The sequence below is a fragment of the Rhodococcus sp. FH8 genome (assembly GCF_019266085.1).
In the GTDB taxonomy this organism is placed as follows: domain Bacteria; phylum Actinomycetota; class Actinomycetes; order Mycobacteriales; family Mycobacteriaceae; genus Rhodococcus_F; species Rhodococcus_F qingshengii.
This window is the reverse complement of sequence record NZ_LPNQ01000057.1, coordinates 815,894-829,985: the sequence shown is the minus strand read 5'-3', so window position 1 is coordinate 829,985 and position 14,092 is coordinate 815,894. Positions and strand designations below refer to the sequence as shown.

Here is a 14,092-nt window from a genome sequence, read left to right as displayed (position 1 = left end):
AGCGTCGTCGTCTAGCCTCGTGCGTGCGACATTTCTACGCGCGAGAGGCTTGACGTGGACTGGCTCTACCGAATCAGTTTGATCTCGGGACCGCTGCCGGTGATCCTGACTGTCCTTGGGGTCCTGGGTGGTGTGTGGCTGCTCGGTTCGAACGTGCGCTGGTACTACCGCAGAGCGGTGCCGATCGCGGGGCTGATTGCGCTGGTGATCATGATCGCCGTGTGGATCACCGTCGAAAAGGTGATCGTGCCGTTCCCCGATCCCATCGAGATGTCGATCTACGTGTGGATCGGTCTCGGTATCTACGCGCTGCTACTTCTCGGGCCGCGAATCAAGGCGGGCGGAACCGTCGCGAAAGCGCTCCTGTCCGTGATCGCGACGGTTCTGGTCGTCATCACTGCCGCGACGCAGATCAATCTGGTTTTCGCCGCGTATCCGACTGTGGGAATTGCGTTCGGACACGACGATTTCGACCGCATCTCACTCAGTGAAGTTCCCGGTCCGACCGATCCTGTTGTCACCGGCGATCCCACCGACACTGTGTGGAAAGCGCCGGAGGGCATGCCGATTCGCGGACGGGTCACGACTTTGCCTGTCCCCGGGACGATTTCAGGATTCTCCGCGCGCGACGCGCAGGTGTATCTGCCGCCGTCGTACTTCACCAATCCGCGTCCGCTTCTTCCCGTGCTCGTGCTCATGGCAGGTCAGCCTGGCAAGCCCGAGGACTGGCTCCAGGGCGGAAAGCTGACCGCGACAATGGATGCCTTTGCACGAGATCACGAGGGGTTGGCTCCAGTCGTCGTGATAGCCGATGGAACAGGGTCGCAGATGGCCAATCCGCTGTGCACCGACTCGTCACAGGGCAAGGTCGGCACGTATCTGGCAAAGGACTTGCCCGCTGCGGTGGCGAATGCGTTCCAGATCGACACGAATCCGCGAGCGTGGGCAATCGGCGGGCTCTCCTACGGTGGCACCTGCTCACTGCAGATGGCGACCAATTACCCCGAGGTGTACCCGACATTCCTCGATCTGTCCGGTCAATTGGAGCCTTCGCTCGGTGACCGACAGCGAACCGTCGACGAGATATTCGGCGGCGACGAAGCGGCGTTCGTGAAGGTGAATCCGATGGACCTGCTGGCGACTCGGAAGTTCCCGAACTCGGGCGGAGTGTTCGTCGTCGGAACAGATGACAATGAGTTCAAGCCCGGTCAGCAAAAGGTGTACGAAGCGGCCAAAGCGGCCGGAATGGACGCCAGGTATCTCGAGCTTCCCGGTGGTCACAGCTTTTCGGTGTGGTCGGCCGGCGTCGAGCAGGAGCTGACGTGGATCTCGCAGCGAATGGGACTGATCAGCTGAATCCTGTTCCGGTTTTGGAACGTGTTCTATATTCGGTGTGTGGCTGTCGTTCGGCAGTCTCTCGATCGTTCACCGACTGGAGTTCAGGCACATGTACGAGTGGTCCGACACCGACCTGATGTTCCGCGACGCCTTGCGGGGCTTTATCGACAAAGAGGTGCGACCTCACGTCGACGAGCTCGAAAGTGGTGCGCTGCCGCCGTTCGACATCATTCGCAAGCTGTACTCGACCTTCGGTCTGGCCGACATGGCACGCGAAGGCCTCGAGAAGTCGCTGGCACGCGAGCGCGGCGAAGCGCCCTCCGGTGACGGTGAGAAGTCGAGCGCCTTCAGCGGCGCCGGCAGCATGGGCGTCGTGCTCAACAGCGAATTGGCCGGAGTCAGCCTCGGCCTGGTCGCATCGTTGGGTGTCAGCCTCGGATTGGCCGCCGGAACTATCCGCAGCCGCGGCACACTCGCGCAGAAGGAACGCTGGCTCCCCGGCCTGGTGACATTCGAGACCGTCGGCGCCTGGGCGATCACCGAACCGGACTCCGGCTCGGATGCCTTCGGCGGCATGAAGTCCTACGTACGCCGCGACGGCGACGACTACATTCTCAACGGCAACAAGACCTTCATCACCAACGGTCCGTACGCCGACGTGATGATCGTGTACGCAAAGCTCGACGAGGGCGATGCGTCGGTTGATCGTCGCGATCGCAAGGTGCTCGCCTTCATCCTCGACAAGGGCATGGAGGGTCTCACACAGAGCCCGCCGTTCAAGAAGATGGGCATGAACTCCTCACCCACAGGTGAGCTGTTCTTCGACAACGTCCGCATCACCAAGGACCGTCTGCTCGGCGAGACCGAGGACAGCGGAAAGTCGGACGGCAAATCCAGCGCCAAGGAGAGCTTTGCCGCCGAACGCATCGGCATCGCGTCCCTGTCTCTCGGCATCATCAACGAATGCCACCGTCTGAGTATCGAATACGCGAAGTCCCGCAAACTGTGGGGACGCGAGATCGGGCAGTTCCAGCTCATCCAGCTCAAGCTCGCCGAGATGGAGGTCGCTCGAATCAACGTGCAGAACATGGTCTTCAATGCGATCGAGCGCACCGCAGCCGGAGACAAAGTGAGCCTGGCGGAGGCGTCGGCGATGAAGCTGTACTCCTCGCGCGCAGCGACCGAGGTCGCGATGGAAGCCGTGCAGCTGTTCGGTGGAAACGGCTACATGGCCGAGTACCGAGTCGAGCAGTTGGCGCGTGATGCCAAGTCGCTCATGATCTATGCGGGCAGCAACGAAATTCAGGTCACCCATATCGCCAAGGGTCTCTTGGGCTGATACCGGTACGTTTTCGCTTGTCGGTCGATCGCAGCAGGAACCAGATAGTCTTGCTGCGGTCGGCGACACCGCGCCGACGGATCGGAGTAAGCAGTGAACGCGTTAGATCCCATTGCGTCAGATTTCACTGCGCCGGATCCCACCAATGTTCATCCGATGGCCGGGCAACCGCGAGTGGTGTTGCTGAGGCCGTTGATCGACAACCCGTTGATCGAGGTAGGGGAGTACACCTACTACGACGATCCGGAGTTCGCCGAAGAGTTCGAGACTCGAAACGTGTTGCATCACTACGGTCCCGACAAACTGGTGATCGGAAAGTTCTGCGCCCTGGCCACCGGTGTCACCTTCATCATGAACGGCGCGAACCATCGTATGAACGGTGTCTCCACCTACCCGTTTCCGATCATGGGCGGTGATTGGGCCAGGCACATGGATTTGGTGCAGGATTTGCCGTCGCGCGGTGACACCGTCGTGGGGAACGACGTGTGGTTCGGCGGGAACGTGACAGTCATGCCCGGTGTCCGGATCGGTCACGGGGCGATCGTGTCCACTGGCGCCGTCGTAACGCGCGACGTCCCGGACTACGCAATTGTCGGCGGCAACCCGGCAACGGAGATCAAGCGCCGCTTCAGTGCCGAAGACATCGAGAAGTTGGTGCGAATTGCATGGTGGGACTGGCCGATCGAGAAGATCACCCGCCACGTCCGGGTGATCTCGGACGGGAGTGTCGCGGAACTCGAAGCGGTCGAGTGATCTCCGCGCCCGCTAGTTCGTTCGTGTGAGCGAGTAGTTCCGGACATAAAGCAGGGCGGCCGCGAGAAGGCCGACGGCAAGACCTGTTGCGGTGAAGGTGATCAGGTTCGGCTCGAGGTCGAAGTGGATGATGGCCGATTCGGGGTAGGGCTTCTGCGGGTCACGAGGTTCGGGAAGGACCACCGAATAGAAGGTGGGCGGCCAGATTCGTCCGACAACGGCGACCGCGACTCCGTAGGCTGTGCCGAAAGCTGAAAGTGCAAGCGGAAGAGCAAATTTTCTACCGCGTGTGTCACGGGCCAGCCGCCATCCCGTCGCGTTCAGTATCGCCGAGACGGCAACGGCGACAGCGGTTCCGACTGTCAGAAACCACGCAGTTGCGGGGAACCAATGTGGTGCGTCAGAGTAGCTGTAGCCGTCGATCACCCACATGTATCCGGTCTTGCCGTCCTCCATCGGCGGCGGTGGTGGGGGTTGGATTCCGACATGTTCTGTTCGCGTGGATGGTGTGGCAAATCGCCAGGCGAGCACTCCGAGGATGCTCAGGAGCAAGCCGGTCGCGATGAAAACTGCGAAGAGTAGTTCTGCAACACGGTCGCGCAGCGTTGTGAGTCGCATTCGACGATCGTCTCATCTCAGCCCGAGATCGAGAGTCTTTGTCGGTGGCTTCCATTAGCGTGTGCGCATGACTCTCACACTCGGCATGATCACCTTCGACAGTCTCGATCCCGGTCCGCTCGCAACGTGGTGGGCAGCGCAGTTGGGCGGAAACATCGTCGAGGAAAACGACGGTTGGTTCTACATCGTCTCGGTCCCTGACAGCGCCACCAACTTCGCATTCCAGAAGGTCCCGGACCCCACCGCCGGCAAGAATCGCATCCATCTCGATTTGGGGAGTCCGGATCTCGACGCCGAGGTGGCGCGGCTCGTCGAGGCCGGAGCTACCGAGCACCACCGCGAGAACATGGACGGTTTCCGCTGGGTGACGCTCCTCGATCCTGATGGGAATCAGTTCTGCGTATCCGGTCCTCACGCCTGAGCTAACCGATTCTGTGCCCACCTGATTCGTGGCCACTGATATCCCGGACACCTGTTCGGGCATGATGAGGGGCATGACTTCTCAGACTTCTCGGACGTCTCAGGCCGGGGCGGCTTCTCCGACCGGGGCCGACGCAGACGGCTTGTGCAGCTTCGTCGATTCGTCACCGTCGCCGTTCCATGTGTGCGCGACGGTGGCGACCGAGCTGACGGCCGGCGGGTTCGTCGAAGTCCACGAAACGCAGTCGTGGCCAGCCGAGCCCGGACGGTACTTCCTCGTGCGAGGCGGTTCGCTGATCGCCTGGAGCACCGAGGGTGTGGGAAGTACCGCTCCGTTCCGGATTGTCGGAGGTCATACCGACAGCCCGAACCTGCGGGTCAAACAGCATCCCGACCTCACTTCGGCCGGGTGGCAGATGGTAGGCCTTGAACCGTACGGTGGTGCGTGGCTGAACTCGTGGCTCGACCGCGATCTCGGTATCTCCGGACGATTGAGTGTCCGGGTGGGAAACACTGTGGAGCAGAAGCTGGTTCGCATCGACGACCCGATTCTTCGTGTTCCGCAGCTGGCTATCCACCTGTCCGAAGATCGCAAGGGCGTGACGCTGGATCCGCAGCGGCACGTCAACGGAATCTGGGGAGTGGGTTCGAAGCCCAAGTCTTTCATTGGTTTTGTCGCCGAGCGTGCGGGTGTGGCCGCGTCGTCGGTTCTCGGCTGGGAGTTGATGACACACGACCTCGCGCCCAGCGCAGTGGTGGGGGTGGACAAGGAATTGGTCAGCGCCCCTCGGCTCGACAATCAGGGCACGTGTTATGCAGGGACACAAGCACTTCTGGCCGCAGTCGAGTCGCCGGGTCAGCAGGTCCCGGTGCTCGCACTCTTCGATCATGAAGAGGTCGGCAGCATGTCCGATCGCGGAGCTTTCTCGGACCTGCTGAACACCGTGCTCGAGCGGGTCGTGTTGGGACGCGGTGGTGGCCGCGAAGAATTCCTGCAGGCGATGGCCGGCTCGGTATGCGCGTCGGGCGACATGGCACACGCGACGCACCCCAATTACCCGGACCGCCACGAGCCCGCTCATCGGATCGAGATCAACGGTGGGCCGGTACTCAAGGTGAACCAGAATCTGCGCTACGCCACCGATGCGGCCGGTGCCGGCGAATTCGCGCTCGCGTGCGATCAGGCGGGAGTGCCGATGCAGCGCTACGTCCACCGCGCCGATTTGCCGTGCGGCTCCACCATCGGACCGATCACGGCATCACGCACCGGACTGTCCACCGTCGACGTCGGCGCGCCTCAGCTCGCGATGCACTCTGCCCGCGAGCTGATGGGCGCGGCAGATGTCCGCATGTATGCCGACGCGCTCGGAGCGTTCCTCACGCCGCGTAGTTAGAGGGCGCGTAGTCAAAGTGCAGGGAGCCCAGTGGGCGTAGAGGGCGCAGTCGGTAGATCCTCGAAGAAGTCGGCGCTCGGTGTGAAGAACATCGAGCCCGTCACGGCCGTCGAGAAATCGAGCAGACGGTCGTAATTGCCGCGAGGGTTGCCGAGAAACATGTTCTCGAGCATCCGTTCGGTGATCGCCGGCGTGCGGCAGTAGCCGATGAAAAAGGTGCCGATCTCGTCGTCACCGAGGCGCCCGTACGGCATGTTGGCACGCAGGATCTCGAGAGCCTTGCCGTTCTCGTCCTTGATTGCGTTGAGGGCTACGTGCGAGTTGGCCGGCTTCACTTCGGACGTCATCTCGATGTCCTCGAGCTTGCTGCGTCCGATCACACGTTCCTGCTCGTCGACGGTGATTGCTTCCCAGTCCCGCATCTTGTGGACGTAGCGCTGGATATGGACGTAGCTTCCTCCGGTGAACGCAGGATCTTCGTCTCCGACAGTCACGGCGGCGACGGCGTCGCGGCCCACCGGATTTTCGGTGCCGTCGACGAAGCCGATGAGGTCTCGGTTCTCGAAGTACTGGAAGCCGTGAACCTCGTCGACCACCGTGGCTGCGCCGTGCAGTCGCTTCGTGATCTGCCGAGCCACCTCGAAACACGCATCCATGCTCATCGCGCGGATGTGGAAGAGCAGATCGCCGGGAGTCGACGGCGCCCAGTGAACGTCGCCCTGCAAAGCGGTGAACGGGTGCAGTAGCGCGGGGCGCGGACCGGCGAACAGTCGATCCCAAACCGACGAACCGATGCTTGTCACCACATCCAAACCTGATCCGGGGACGCGCAGCCCCACGGCGCGCTGTAGGCCGGCGACGTCGGCGAGTAGTTCTCGTGTGGTGTTCTCGCCACCCGGATTCACGGTCGCGACCAGGAAAATCGCAGCCGGAGTGAGGGGAGTGGTCACCGACTGGGACTGTGCTGTGAGGTCGGACTGACGAACATCCTGGGGCATGCGAGACCTTTCGAGGGAGAGAGTGGACCGGCCCTGACTTTAGGAAAACCGACCGGATCACCCAACCGGGGCGGGTGTGACCGGCGATACTTCGCAGGCCCGGAGGTGTTGCGGGTGCTGCCGTCTGCGGAAGTCGTCGGCCCACACCGATAGACTGTCCCCCGGCACGTTCTTTCGTTGGGCACATTCGTGGTGTCCCGCTCCGCGCCGGCTTGCCTCTTGACTCCCGTAGGGAAGGGACCACTCTCCAGTGTCTGCTCACCAGGTCGATACCGTCACGCACGCATCGGCTGATCCCGATGCCGCTCAGCCGTTCAAGGAGCTCGGTCTCAAGGACGACGAATACGCACGCATCAAGGAGATCCTGGGCCGCCGTCCCACGGACGCCGAACTGGCGATGTACTCGGTGATGTGGAGCGAGCACTGCTCGTACAAGTCCTCCAAGGTCCACCTCGGATACTTCGGCAAGACCACCACCGACGAGATGCGCGCCAACATGCTGGCCGGTATCGGTGAGAACGCCGGCGTCGTCGACATCGGTGACGGCTGGGCAGTCACGTTCAAGGTCGAGAGCCACAACCACCCGTCGTACGTCGAGCCCTACCAGGGTGCGGCGACCGGTGTCGGCGGCATCGTCCGCGACATCATGGCCATGGGTGCTCGTCCGATCGCCGTCATGGATCAGCTTCGGTTCGGTGCTGCTGACGCCCCTGATACCCGTCGCGTCGTCGACGGTGTCGTGCGCGGTGTCGGTGGATACGGAAACTCCCTCGGCCTGCCGAACATCGGCGGCGAGACGGTGTTCGACGAGTCCTATGCAGGTAACCCGCTGGTCAACGCCCTCGCTGCCGGCGTCATGCGCGTCGAGGATCTGCATCTGGCCTTCGCTTCGGGCGCGGGCAACAAGATCATTCTGTTCGGTGCTCGCACCGGTCTCGACGGAATCGGCGGCGTCTCGGTCCTCGCGTCGGCGACGTTCGACGACGAGGGTGGAGACACCGGCGGACGTAAGAAGCTGCCCGCGGTTCAGGTCGGCGACCCGTTCACCGAGAAGGTGCTCATCGAGTGCTGTCTCGACCTTTACAAGGCCGGCCTCGTCGTCGGCATCCAGGACCTCGGCGGCGCCGGGCTGTCCTGCGCCACATCCGAGCTGGCCGCGGCCGGCGACGGCGGCATGCACATCAACCTCGAGAAGGTTCCGATGCGCGCCACCGGAATGACCCCGGCCGAGGTGCTCTCGAGCGAATCGCAGGAGCGCATGTGCGCCGTGGTCACGCCCGAGAACGTCGATGCGTTCATGGAGGTCTGCAAGAAGTGGGACGTCCTGGCCACCGACATCGGCGAGGTCACCGACGGTGAGCACCTCACCATCTCCTGGCACGGCGAGACCGTCGTCGACGTTCCCCCGCGCACCGTCGCGCACGAGGGTCCGGTTTACCACCGCCCCGTCGAGCGTCCGGCAACGCAGGATGCCTTGATCGCGAATACGACTGCCGGACTGAAGCGTCCCGAAACCGACGCCGAGCTCGAAGCGACCCTGCTGAAGATGATCGCCTCGCCTGCCCTGTGCAGCCGCAAGTGGATCACCGAGCAGTACGACCGCTACGTCCGCGGAAACACCGTCCTGGCCGAGAACGCCGACGGCGGTGTCATCCGCATCGACGAGAAGACCGGACGCGGGATCGCACTGTCCACCGACGCTTCGGGCCGCTACACCGCGCTCGACCCGTACACCGGTGCGCAGCTCGCGTTGGCCGAGGCTTTCCGCAACGTGGCAGTCACGGGCGCAACGCCCAAGGCCGTCTCCAACTGCCTGAACTTCGGTTCTCCCGAGGACCCGGGTGTCATGTGGCAGTTCCAGCAGGCCGTTCGCGGCCTTGCCGACGGCTGCGCCACCCTCGGAATCCCCGTCACCGGCGGCAACGTCAGCTTCTACAACCAGACCGGATCCACGGCAATCCTGCCGACGCCGGTGGTTGCCGTCCTCGGTGTGATCGACGACGTTCACCGCCGCATCCCGACGGGCCTCGGACTCGAGCCGGGCGAGACGCTGATCCTGCTCGGCGACACCCACGACGAGTTCGACGGCTCCATCTGGTCGCAGGTCGAGCACGGTCACCTCGGTGGCGTGCCGCCGAAGGTCGACCTCGCCCGTGAGCAACTGCTCGCCGACATTCTGCTCGCCTCTTCGCGTGACGGTCTCGTCACCGCGGCCCACGACCTCTCCGAGGGTGGACTGGCCCAGGCTGTCGTCGAAGCCGCGCTGGCCGGCGAAACCGGTTGCCGCATCCTGATTCCCGAGGGCGCCGATCCGTTCGTGACCTTGTTCTCGGAATCGTCGGGACGTGTCCTCGTTGCAGTTCCGCGTACCGAGGAGACTCGCTTCACCGGTATGTGCACCGCCCGCGGCTTGCCGTGGACGCGTATCGGGGTCGTCGACGAGGGCAGCGACTCCGTCGAGGTCCAGGGACACTTCTCCGTCACGATGGCCAAGCTCCGTGAGGCCTTCGAGGGAACGCTGCCCGCACTGTTCGGGTGATAGATGGTCGATTCCGGAGAACTGACTTCTTCTGACAGCCAGCCGCAGGAACACCACCTGCGGCTGGCTGTTCCCGCACCCCTCGAGAAGCTCGACAACCGCTTCACCGAGTGGGCGTGGGGGCTCCTCAAACTCGACTTCACCGGCATCGCGTTTGCCGCGTTCTTCTTCTGCTGGTCGTTGACCCCTTCGCTGTTGCCGCGTGATTGGCTTTTCCAAGGTCTGATCGGCGGAATCAACTCGGCCATCGGCTACGGCGTCGGTACTGCGATCGGTTGGGCTGTCGAGCGATACCTGCTCAGCGGTCGACGGTGGTGGCCACTGCCCGAGCCGGTGCCTTCCGCGATCAAGGTCTTCGTTCCGGTCGCGTCCATCGTCGCGGCGATCATCATGCTGGTCTACGCGGCCGGGTGGCAACGTGAAATCGCGGCACTGACCGATGCCGAAGGCACGACCACTTCCGGCTACATCCGAACCCTCGGACTGAGCCTGCTCGTCGGTGGCCTGCTCATCTCGATCTGGCGGGTCCTCCACGATCTGGTGAAACTGATTGCCCGACAGCTGATGCGGCGGTTCCACTGGTCACGGTCGGTGGCCAATGGCGTCGGTGTCCTTGTTGTCACCGTCCTGTTCTTCATGCTGGTCGACGGCGTCCTGGTCCGCGGAATCTATGCAGCGACCAACTCGATCTTCAGTCTGCAGAACTCGACCACTCGCGACGGCGTCGTCGAACCGCAGGATCCGATGAAATCGGGTAGCCCCGAATCAGCCGCTCCCTGGGACACATTGGGATTCGAGGGACGAAACTTCGTCTCGCGCGGACTCGACGCGCAGGAACTCGAAGCGGCAACCGGTAAGCCTGCGATGGATCCGATTCGCGTATATGCCGGACTTGAAAGCGCCGAAGATCCCGAAGAGCGTATGGATCTGGTCATCAAGGAGCTGGAGCGAACCGGCGCCTTCCAACGCAAGGTCCTCGTGGTCATTCCGACGACGGGTACGGGGTGGGTCAATCCCACTGCGGCACAGGCAATCGAACTTGTGCATGACGGCGACACTGCTCTTGTCGCCAGCCAGTACTCGTACCTGCCGAGTTGGATCTCGTTCCTCGCCGACCAGGAGAAGGCGCAAGCTGCCGGACGCCTGTTGATCGAGCGGGTACACGAAAGATGGCTCCAGGAACCGGAAGCCACCAGGCCGAAGTTCATGGTCTACGGCGAGAGCCTCGGCGTCATGGCCGGCGCCGGAGCCTTCGACACACTGCAGGCGGCGCGCGATACCGCCGACGGAATTCTGTGGGTTGGCCCACCGAACGCGACGCAGTTGTGGCGTTCGATCGAGAAGAGGCGCGATCCAGGCACCCCCGAAGTAGCGCCCGTATACGCGGACGGCCTGGCCGGCGTGCGGTTCGCGGATCGCTCCGAAGACATTCCGACCGACGGGATGACGTGGCCGGAGCCGCGAGTTCTGTTTGTCCAGCACCCTTCCGATCCGGTGGTGTGGTGGTCGCCCGACCTCATGTTCAATCGTCCCGAGTGGCTCAAGGAAGTACCGGGATTCGACCGCTCACCGTCGATGAAGTGGTTCCCGGTCGTGACGTTCTGGCAGGTGTCGGCCGACCTCGGCAACGCCGCGGGAGTTCCGGACGGCCATGGTCACAATTACGGAACCTCCGTTCTGGACGCCTGGATCAGCGTTGCCCAGCCCGAGGGATGGACGGCCGCAGAAACCGAGCGGGTGCGATCGGCTTTGGTTGTCGCCGTGAAATCAGAGGGCCCCGAGAAGTGAGGGGAGTCGCCTCGATCGCGCTCTCCGCTACCGCGATCACCTGGAGCAACGTCGTGCTTCCGGCATTCGGTCTTTCGCCTCGTGCCCGCGCCGTGGTCAACACCGCGGCCGGTCTGTCGGCGATCGGAGTCCTACTCGCACGTGGTTACACCCGCGAGGAACTCGGCTTGGCGCACACCGGCATTCGTGGTGGTGCTCAGTTCGGCGGAGCCGCGGCGGGGGCGGTCCTCACCGGCTACAGCGTCGCTTTGGCCGTTCCGTCCTTGCGCGCGACTCTCGCTGCCGACGAGCGAGCAGACGGCCGCGAAGACTTCCTCGAATGGATCATCCTGCACATCCCGTTCGGGACGGTGCTCTCCGAGGAACTGTTGTTCCGTAGCGCGATGTCGGCCGTCTGGAGCCGCGAACTGAACAGGCCGACCGCGCAGGCTGTTCACGCACTGACCTTCGGGCTGTGGCACGTCGCCCCCGCCCGCGGTGCCGGCGACAACGTTCCCGCAGCCGTGGCGTTCACCGGCGCTTCGGCATTGCTGTTCGAGTGGCTGCACCGCCGTGGCGGCAGCGTACTTGCCCCCGCCCTGCTGCACCTGGCCACGAATGCCGGTGGCGCACTTGCCGTTCGTATCGCTACTCGCAGACATGGAGTGAACTGATGCCGCCCCGCCGCGCCGTCGACCCCGCCGAATTTCGTGCCGCCGTCCTGGCCGTCGGCCCGTGGCTTCGAGATCCGGAACTGCCGAAGCCTTCTCGCAGTGAACTCGGTGCGGCAGTGAAGATGAGTGCGCGCACTCTCGAACAGATCGCCCCCGGATCGAGCGTCGAGGTGCGGGTCCCACCGTTTGTTGCGGTGCAATGCATCGAAGGTCCGCGTCACACGCGCGGAACCCCGCCCAACGTCGTCGAGACGGACGCTCGGACGTGGTTGCAGATGGTCACCGGACTGCTCGAGTTCTCCGAGGCCTCAGGTGACGGAAGAGTCGACGCCTCAGGTAGCCGCGCTCCCGAAATTGCGCACTGGCTCCCACTGCTGCGGTTGACCTAGCAACAGAGGGGTTGGCGCAGCAACAGAGTGGTTGACGCAGTAACAGTGAGAGACCATCCGGTTCGCTTCGGCGTGATCTGAGAGCCAAGGCAGCCCTCAGGGGAAGTGAGTCCCAAAATGGCCGTAGACTGTGGATGCCCCCCAACCCCTGCCCACAAAGGGAGCGCCCGGTGACTCGTGCCGATCTGTCGGTCAACAGTCCAAATCTCCTCGCTTCGAACCCGTCCGACGAGGACGAGAACGAGCCCCGCGAAGAATGCGGTGTATTCGGCGTCTGGGCGCCGGGAGAGGATGTGGCGAAGCTCACTTATTACGGCCTGTACGCACTTCAGCACCGTGGTCAAGAAGCTGCCGGCATTGCGGTAGCCGACGGCTCCCAGGTGCTGGTGTTCAAGGATCTCGGCCTGGTCAGTCAGGTATTCGACGAGCAGACCCTCGCAGCGATGCCAGGTCACGTCGCCGTCGGACATTGCCGTTACTCCACTACCGGTTCCACGACGTGGGAGAACGCGCAGCCCATCTTCCGTACGACCACTGCCGGAACCGGCATCGCGCTCGGCCACAACGGCAACCTGGTCAACACCGCTGAACTCGCGAGCCGCACCCGTGCAGCCGGCCTGGTCAACGACAAGCGCCCCAATGCCGCGACTTCCGACTCCGACCTCATCGGTGGTCTCCTGGCACACGCTGCCGGCGACAGCACCATCGAACAGGCCGCGATGGAATTGCTTCCCACGTTGGAGGGCGCGTTCTGCCTCACCTTCATGGACGAGCACACGCTGTACGCAGCGCGCGATCCGCACGGCATCCGCCCGCTCTGCCTCGGTCGACTCGACCGCGGTTGGGTCGTCGCCAGCGAGACGGCAGCCCTCGACATCGTCGGTGCGTCGTTCGTTCGCGACATCGAACCCGGTGAGCTACTCGCGATCGACGCCGACGGCGTCCGCTCCTCGCGTTTCGCGAATCCGACGCCCAAGGGCTGTGTCTTCGAGTACGTCTACCTTGCCCGTCCCGACAGCGTCATCGGTGGCCGTTCGGTCCACTCGACCCGCGTCGAGATCGGCCGTCTGCTCGCCAGCGAGCATCCCGCCGAAGGTGACTTGGTCATCCCCGTTCCCGAGTCCGGCACCCCCGCAGCCGTCGGATACGCACAGGGCTCAGGCATCCCCTACGGCCAGGGTCTGATGAAGAACGCCTACGTGGGCCGTACCTTCATCCAGCCGTCGCAGACGATCCGTCAGCTCGGTATCAGGCTCAAGCTCAACCCGCTCAAGGAAGTCATCCGCGGCAAGCGCCTTGTGGTGGTGGACGATTCGATCGTCCGCGGTAACACTCAGCGTGCGCTCATCCGGATGCTCCGCGAAGCCGGCGCCCTTGAAATTCACGTCCGTATCGCCTCGCCGCCGGTCAAGTGGCCCTGCTTCTACGGCATCGACTTCGCCTCACCGGCCGAATTGATTGCCAACGGCGCAGGCGGACAGGATGCGACGTTCGAGGAAATGCTCGACGGTGTGCGTCGTTCCATCGGAGCGGACACGCTCGGATACATCTCCACCGAAGGCATGATCGCCGCCACCGAGCAGCCGGCCAGCCGTCTGTGCGCCGCGTGCTTCGACGGGACCTACCCGATCGCGCTTCCCAAGGAAACCTCGATCGGCAAGAACGTCCTCGAGGGGATGCTCGAGAGCACCGCAGGTTCGACGGCCACTCGCGACAACGACAACGCGAGCGCGCTCAGCCGCCCCTGAACATCAGAATCGTTGAAATTCGACAGCCGAGAATCTGCCGTCCACAGCATGTGGGCGGCAGATTTTCTGTTCACGACTTTCTGTTCCACGACACGGCATACGTCGTGAGCATCTG

At 63.5% G+C, this 14,092-nt stretch carries 12 protein-coding genes; 10 read left to right on the top strand and 2 right to left on the bottom strand.

Annotation, left to right across the window (positions count from 1 at the left end; all coding sequences use genetic code 11):
• Window positions 1-54 precede the first annotated feature (54 nt).
• The 3 genes from ATN38_RS06605 (at window position 55) to ATN38_RS06595 (ending at window position 3,430) form a co-directional block, all read left to right on the top strand.
• Entirely contained in the window at window positions 55-1,356 is a 1,302-nt protein-coding gene (locus tag ATN38_RS06605) for an esterase family protein (protein ID WP_030535234.1), read from the top strand.
• 91 nt (window positions 1,357-1,447) lie between these two features.
• The gene (locus tag ATN38_RS06600; protein WP_037128824.1) at window positions 1,448-2,677 is read left to right on the top strand and encodes an acyl-CoA dehydrogenase family protein; all 1,230 of its coding nucleotides are present in this window, start codon (window positions 1,448-1,450) and stop codon (window positions 2,675-2,677) included.
• Window positions 2,678-2,833: 156 nt separating this feature from the next.
• A complete protein-coding gene (locus tag ATN38_RS06595) occupies window positions 2,834-3,430 on the top strand; it encodes a CatB-related O-acetyltransferase (RefSeq protein ID WP_042451521.1) in 597 nt (198 codons plus the stop codon).
• A gap of 12 nt (window positions 3,431-3,442) precedes the next feature.
• Here ATN38_RS06595 and ATN38_RS06590 read toward each other — a convergent pair whose 3' ends face one another.
• Window positions 3,443-4,048, bottom strand: coding sequence for a hypothetical protein (locus ATN38_RS06590; protein ID WP_042451419.1), 606 nt, complete (start codon window positions 4,046-4,048; stop codon window positions 3,443-3,445).
• 67 nt (window positions 4,049-4,115) lie between these two features.
• Here ATN38_RS06590 and ATN38_RS06585 point away from each other — a divergent pair, with 67 nt between their 5' ends.
• Both ATN38_RS06585 and ATN38_RS06580 read left to right on the top strand, forming a co-directional pair.
• Entirely contained in the window at window positions 4,116-4,469 is a 354-nt protein-coding gene (locus ATN38_RS06585) for a VOC family protein (RefSeq protein WP_003939907.1), read from the top strand.
• Between the two features lie 73 nt (window positions 4,470-4,542).
• Window positions 4,543-5,862, top strand: a complete 1,320-nt coding sequence (locus ATN38_RS06580; RefSeq protein ID WP_042451417.1) for a M18 family aminopeptidase — start codon at window positions 4,543-4,545, stop codon at window positions 5,860-5,862.
• 11 nt (window positions 5,863-5,873) lie between these two features.
• On the opposite strand, the gene ATN38_RS06575 is transcribed toward ATN38_RS06580, so the two are convergent.
• Window positions 5,874-6,860 (bottom strand): Dyp-type peroxidase, encoded by a 987-nt coding sequence (locus ATN38_RS06575; protein WP_054781588.1) that lies wholly within the window; start codon window positions 6,858-6,860, stop codon window positions 5,874-5,876.
• Between the two features lie 250 nt (window positions 6,861-7,110).
• Here ATN38_RS06575 and purL point away from each other — a divergent pair, with 250 nt between their 5' ends.
• The 5 genes from purL to purF all read left to right on the top strand — a co-directional run bounded on the left by purL (window position 7,111) and on the right by purF (window position 13,977).
• Entirely contained in the window at window positions 7,111-9,399 is a 2,289-nt protein-coding gene (gene purL, locus ATN38_RS06570; protein ID WP_003940379.1) for a phosphoribosylformylglycinamidine synthase subunit PurL, read from the top strand.
• Between the two features lie 3 nt (window positions 9,400-9,402).
• Complete coding sequence (locus ATN38_RS06565; RefSeq protein ID WP_003940273.1) at window positions 9,403-11,187, top strand: alpha/beta-hydrolase family protein; 1,785 nt, start codon at window positions 9,403-9,405, stop codon at window positions 11,185-11,187.
• Window positions 11,184-11,840 carry a CPBP family intramembrane glutamic endopeptidase gene (locus ATN38_RS06560; protein ID WP_042451413.1) on the top strand — a complete coding sequence of 219 codons (657 nt, stop codon included), beginning with the start codon at window positions 11,184-11,186 and terminating at the stop codon, window positions 11,838-11,840. Before ATN38_RS06565 ends, ATN38_RS06560 begins: the two co-directional genes overlap by 4 nt.
• On the top strand, window positions 11,840-12,229 hold the full coding sequence (locus ATN38_RS06555) for a sterol carrier family protein (protein ID WP_007733822.1): 390 nt from the start codon (window positions 11,840-11,842) through the stop codon (window positions 12,227-12,229). The genes ATN38_RS06560 and ATN38_RS06555 overlap by 1 nt, the downstream gene beginning before the upstream one ends.
• A gap of 170 nt (window positions 12,230-12,399) precedes the next feature.
• Complete coding sequence (purF, locus tag ATN38_RS06550; RefSeq protein WP_003940541.1) at window positions 12,400-13,977, top strand: amidophosphoribosyltransferase; 1,578 nt, start codon at window positions 12,400-12,402, stop codon at window positions 13,975-13,977.
• Window positions 13,978-14,092: the final 115 nt, after the last annotated feature.

Coding starts and splice junctions, on each gene's coding strand:
- ATN38_RS06600 (WP_037128824.1), top strand. CDS start 1,448: ATGTACGAGTGGTCCGACACCGACCTGATGTTCCGCGACGCCTTGCGG.
- ATN38_RS06595 (WP_042451521.1), top strand. CDS start 2,834: ATGGCCGGGCAACCGCGAGTGGTGTTGCTGAGGCCGTTGATCGACAAC.
- ATN38_RS06590 (WP_042451419.1), bottom strand. CDS start 4,048: ATGCGACTCACAACGCTGCGCGACCGTGTTGCAGAACTACTCTTCGCA.
- ATN38_RS06585 (WP_003939907.1), top strand. CDS start 4,116: ATGACTCTCACACTCGGCATGATCACCTTCGACAGTCTCGATCCCGGT.
- ATN38_RS06580 (WP_042451417.1), top strand. CDS start 4,543: ATGACTTCTCAGACTTCTCGGACGTCTCAGGCCGGGGCGGCTTCTCCG.
- ATN38_RS06575 (WP_054781588.1), bottom strand. CDS start 6,860: ATGCCCCAGGATGTTCGTCAGTCCGACCTCACAGCACAGTCCCAGTCG.
- ATN38_RS06565 (WP_003940273.1), top strand. CDS start 9,403: ATGGTCGATTCCGGAGAACTGACTTCTTCTGACAGCCAGCCGCAGGAA.
- ATN38_RS06555 (WP_007733822.1), top strand. CDS start 11,840: ATGCCGCCCCGCCGCGCCGTCGACCCCGCCGAATTTCGTGCCGCCGTC.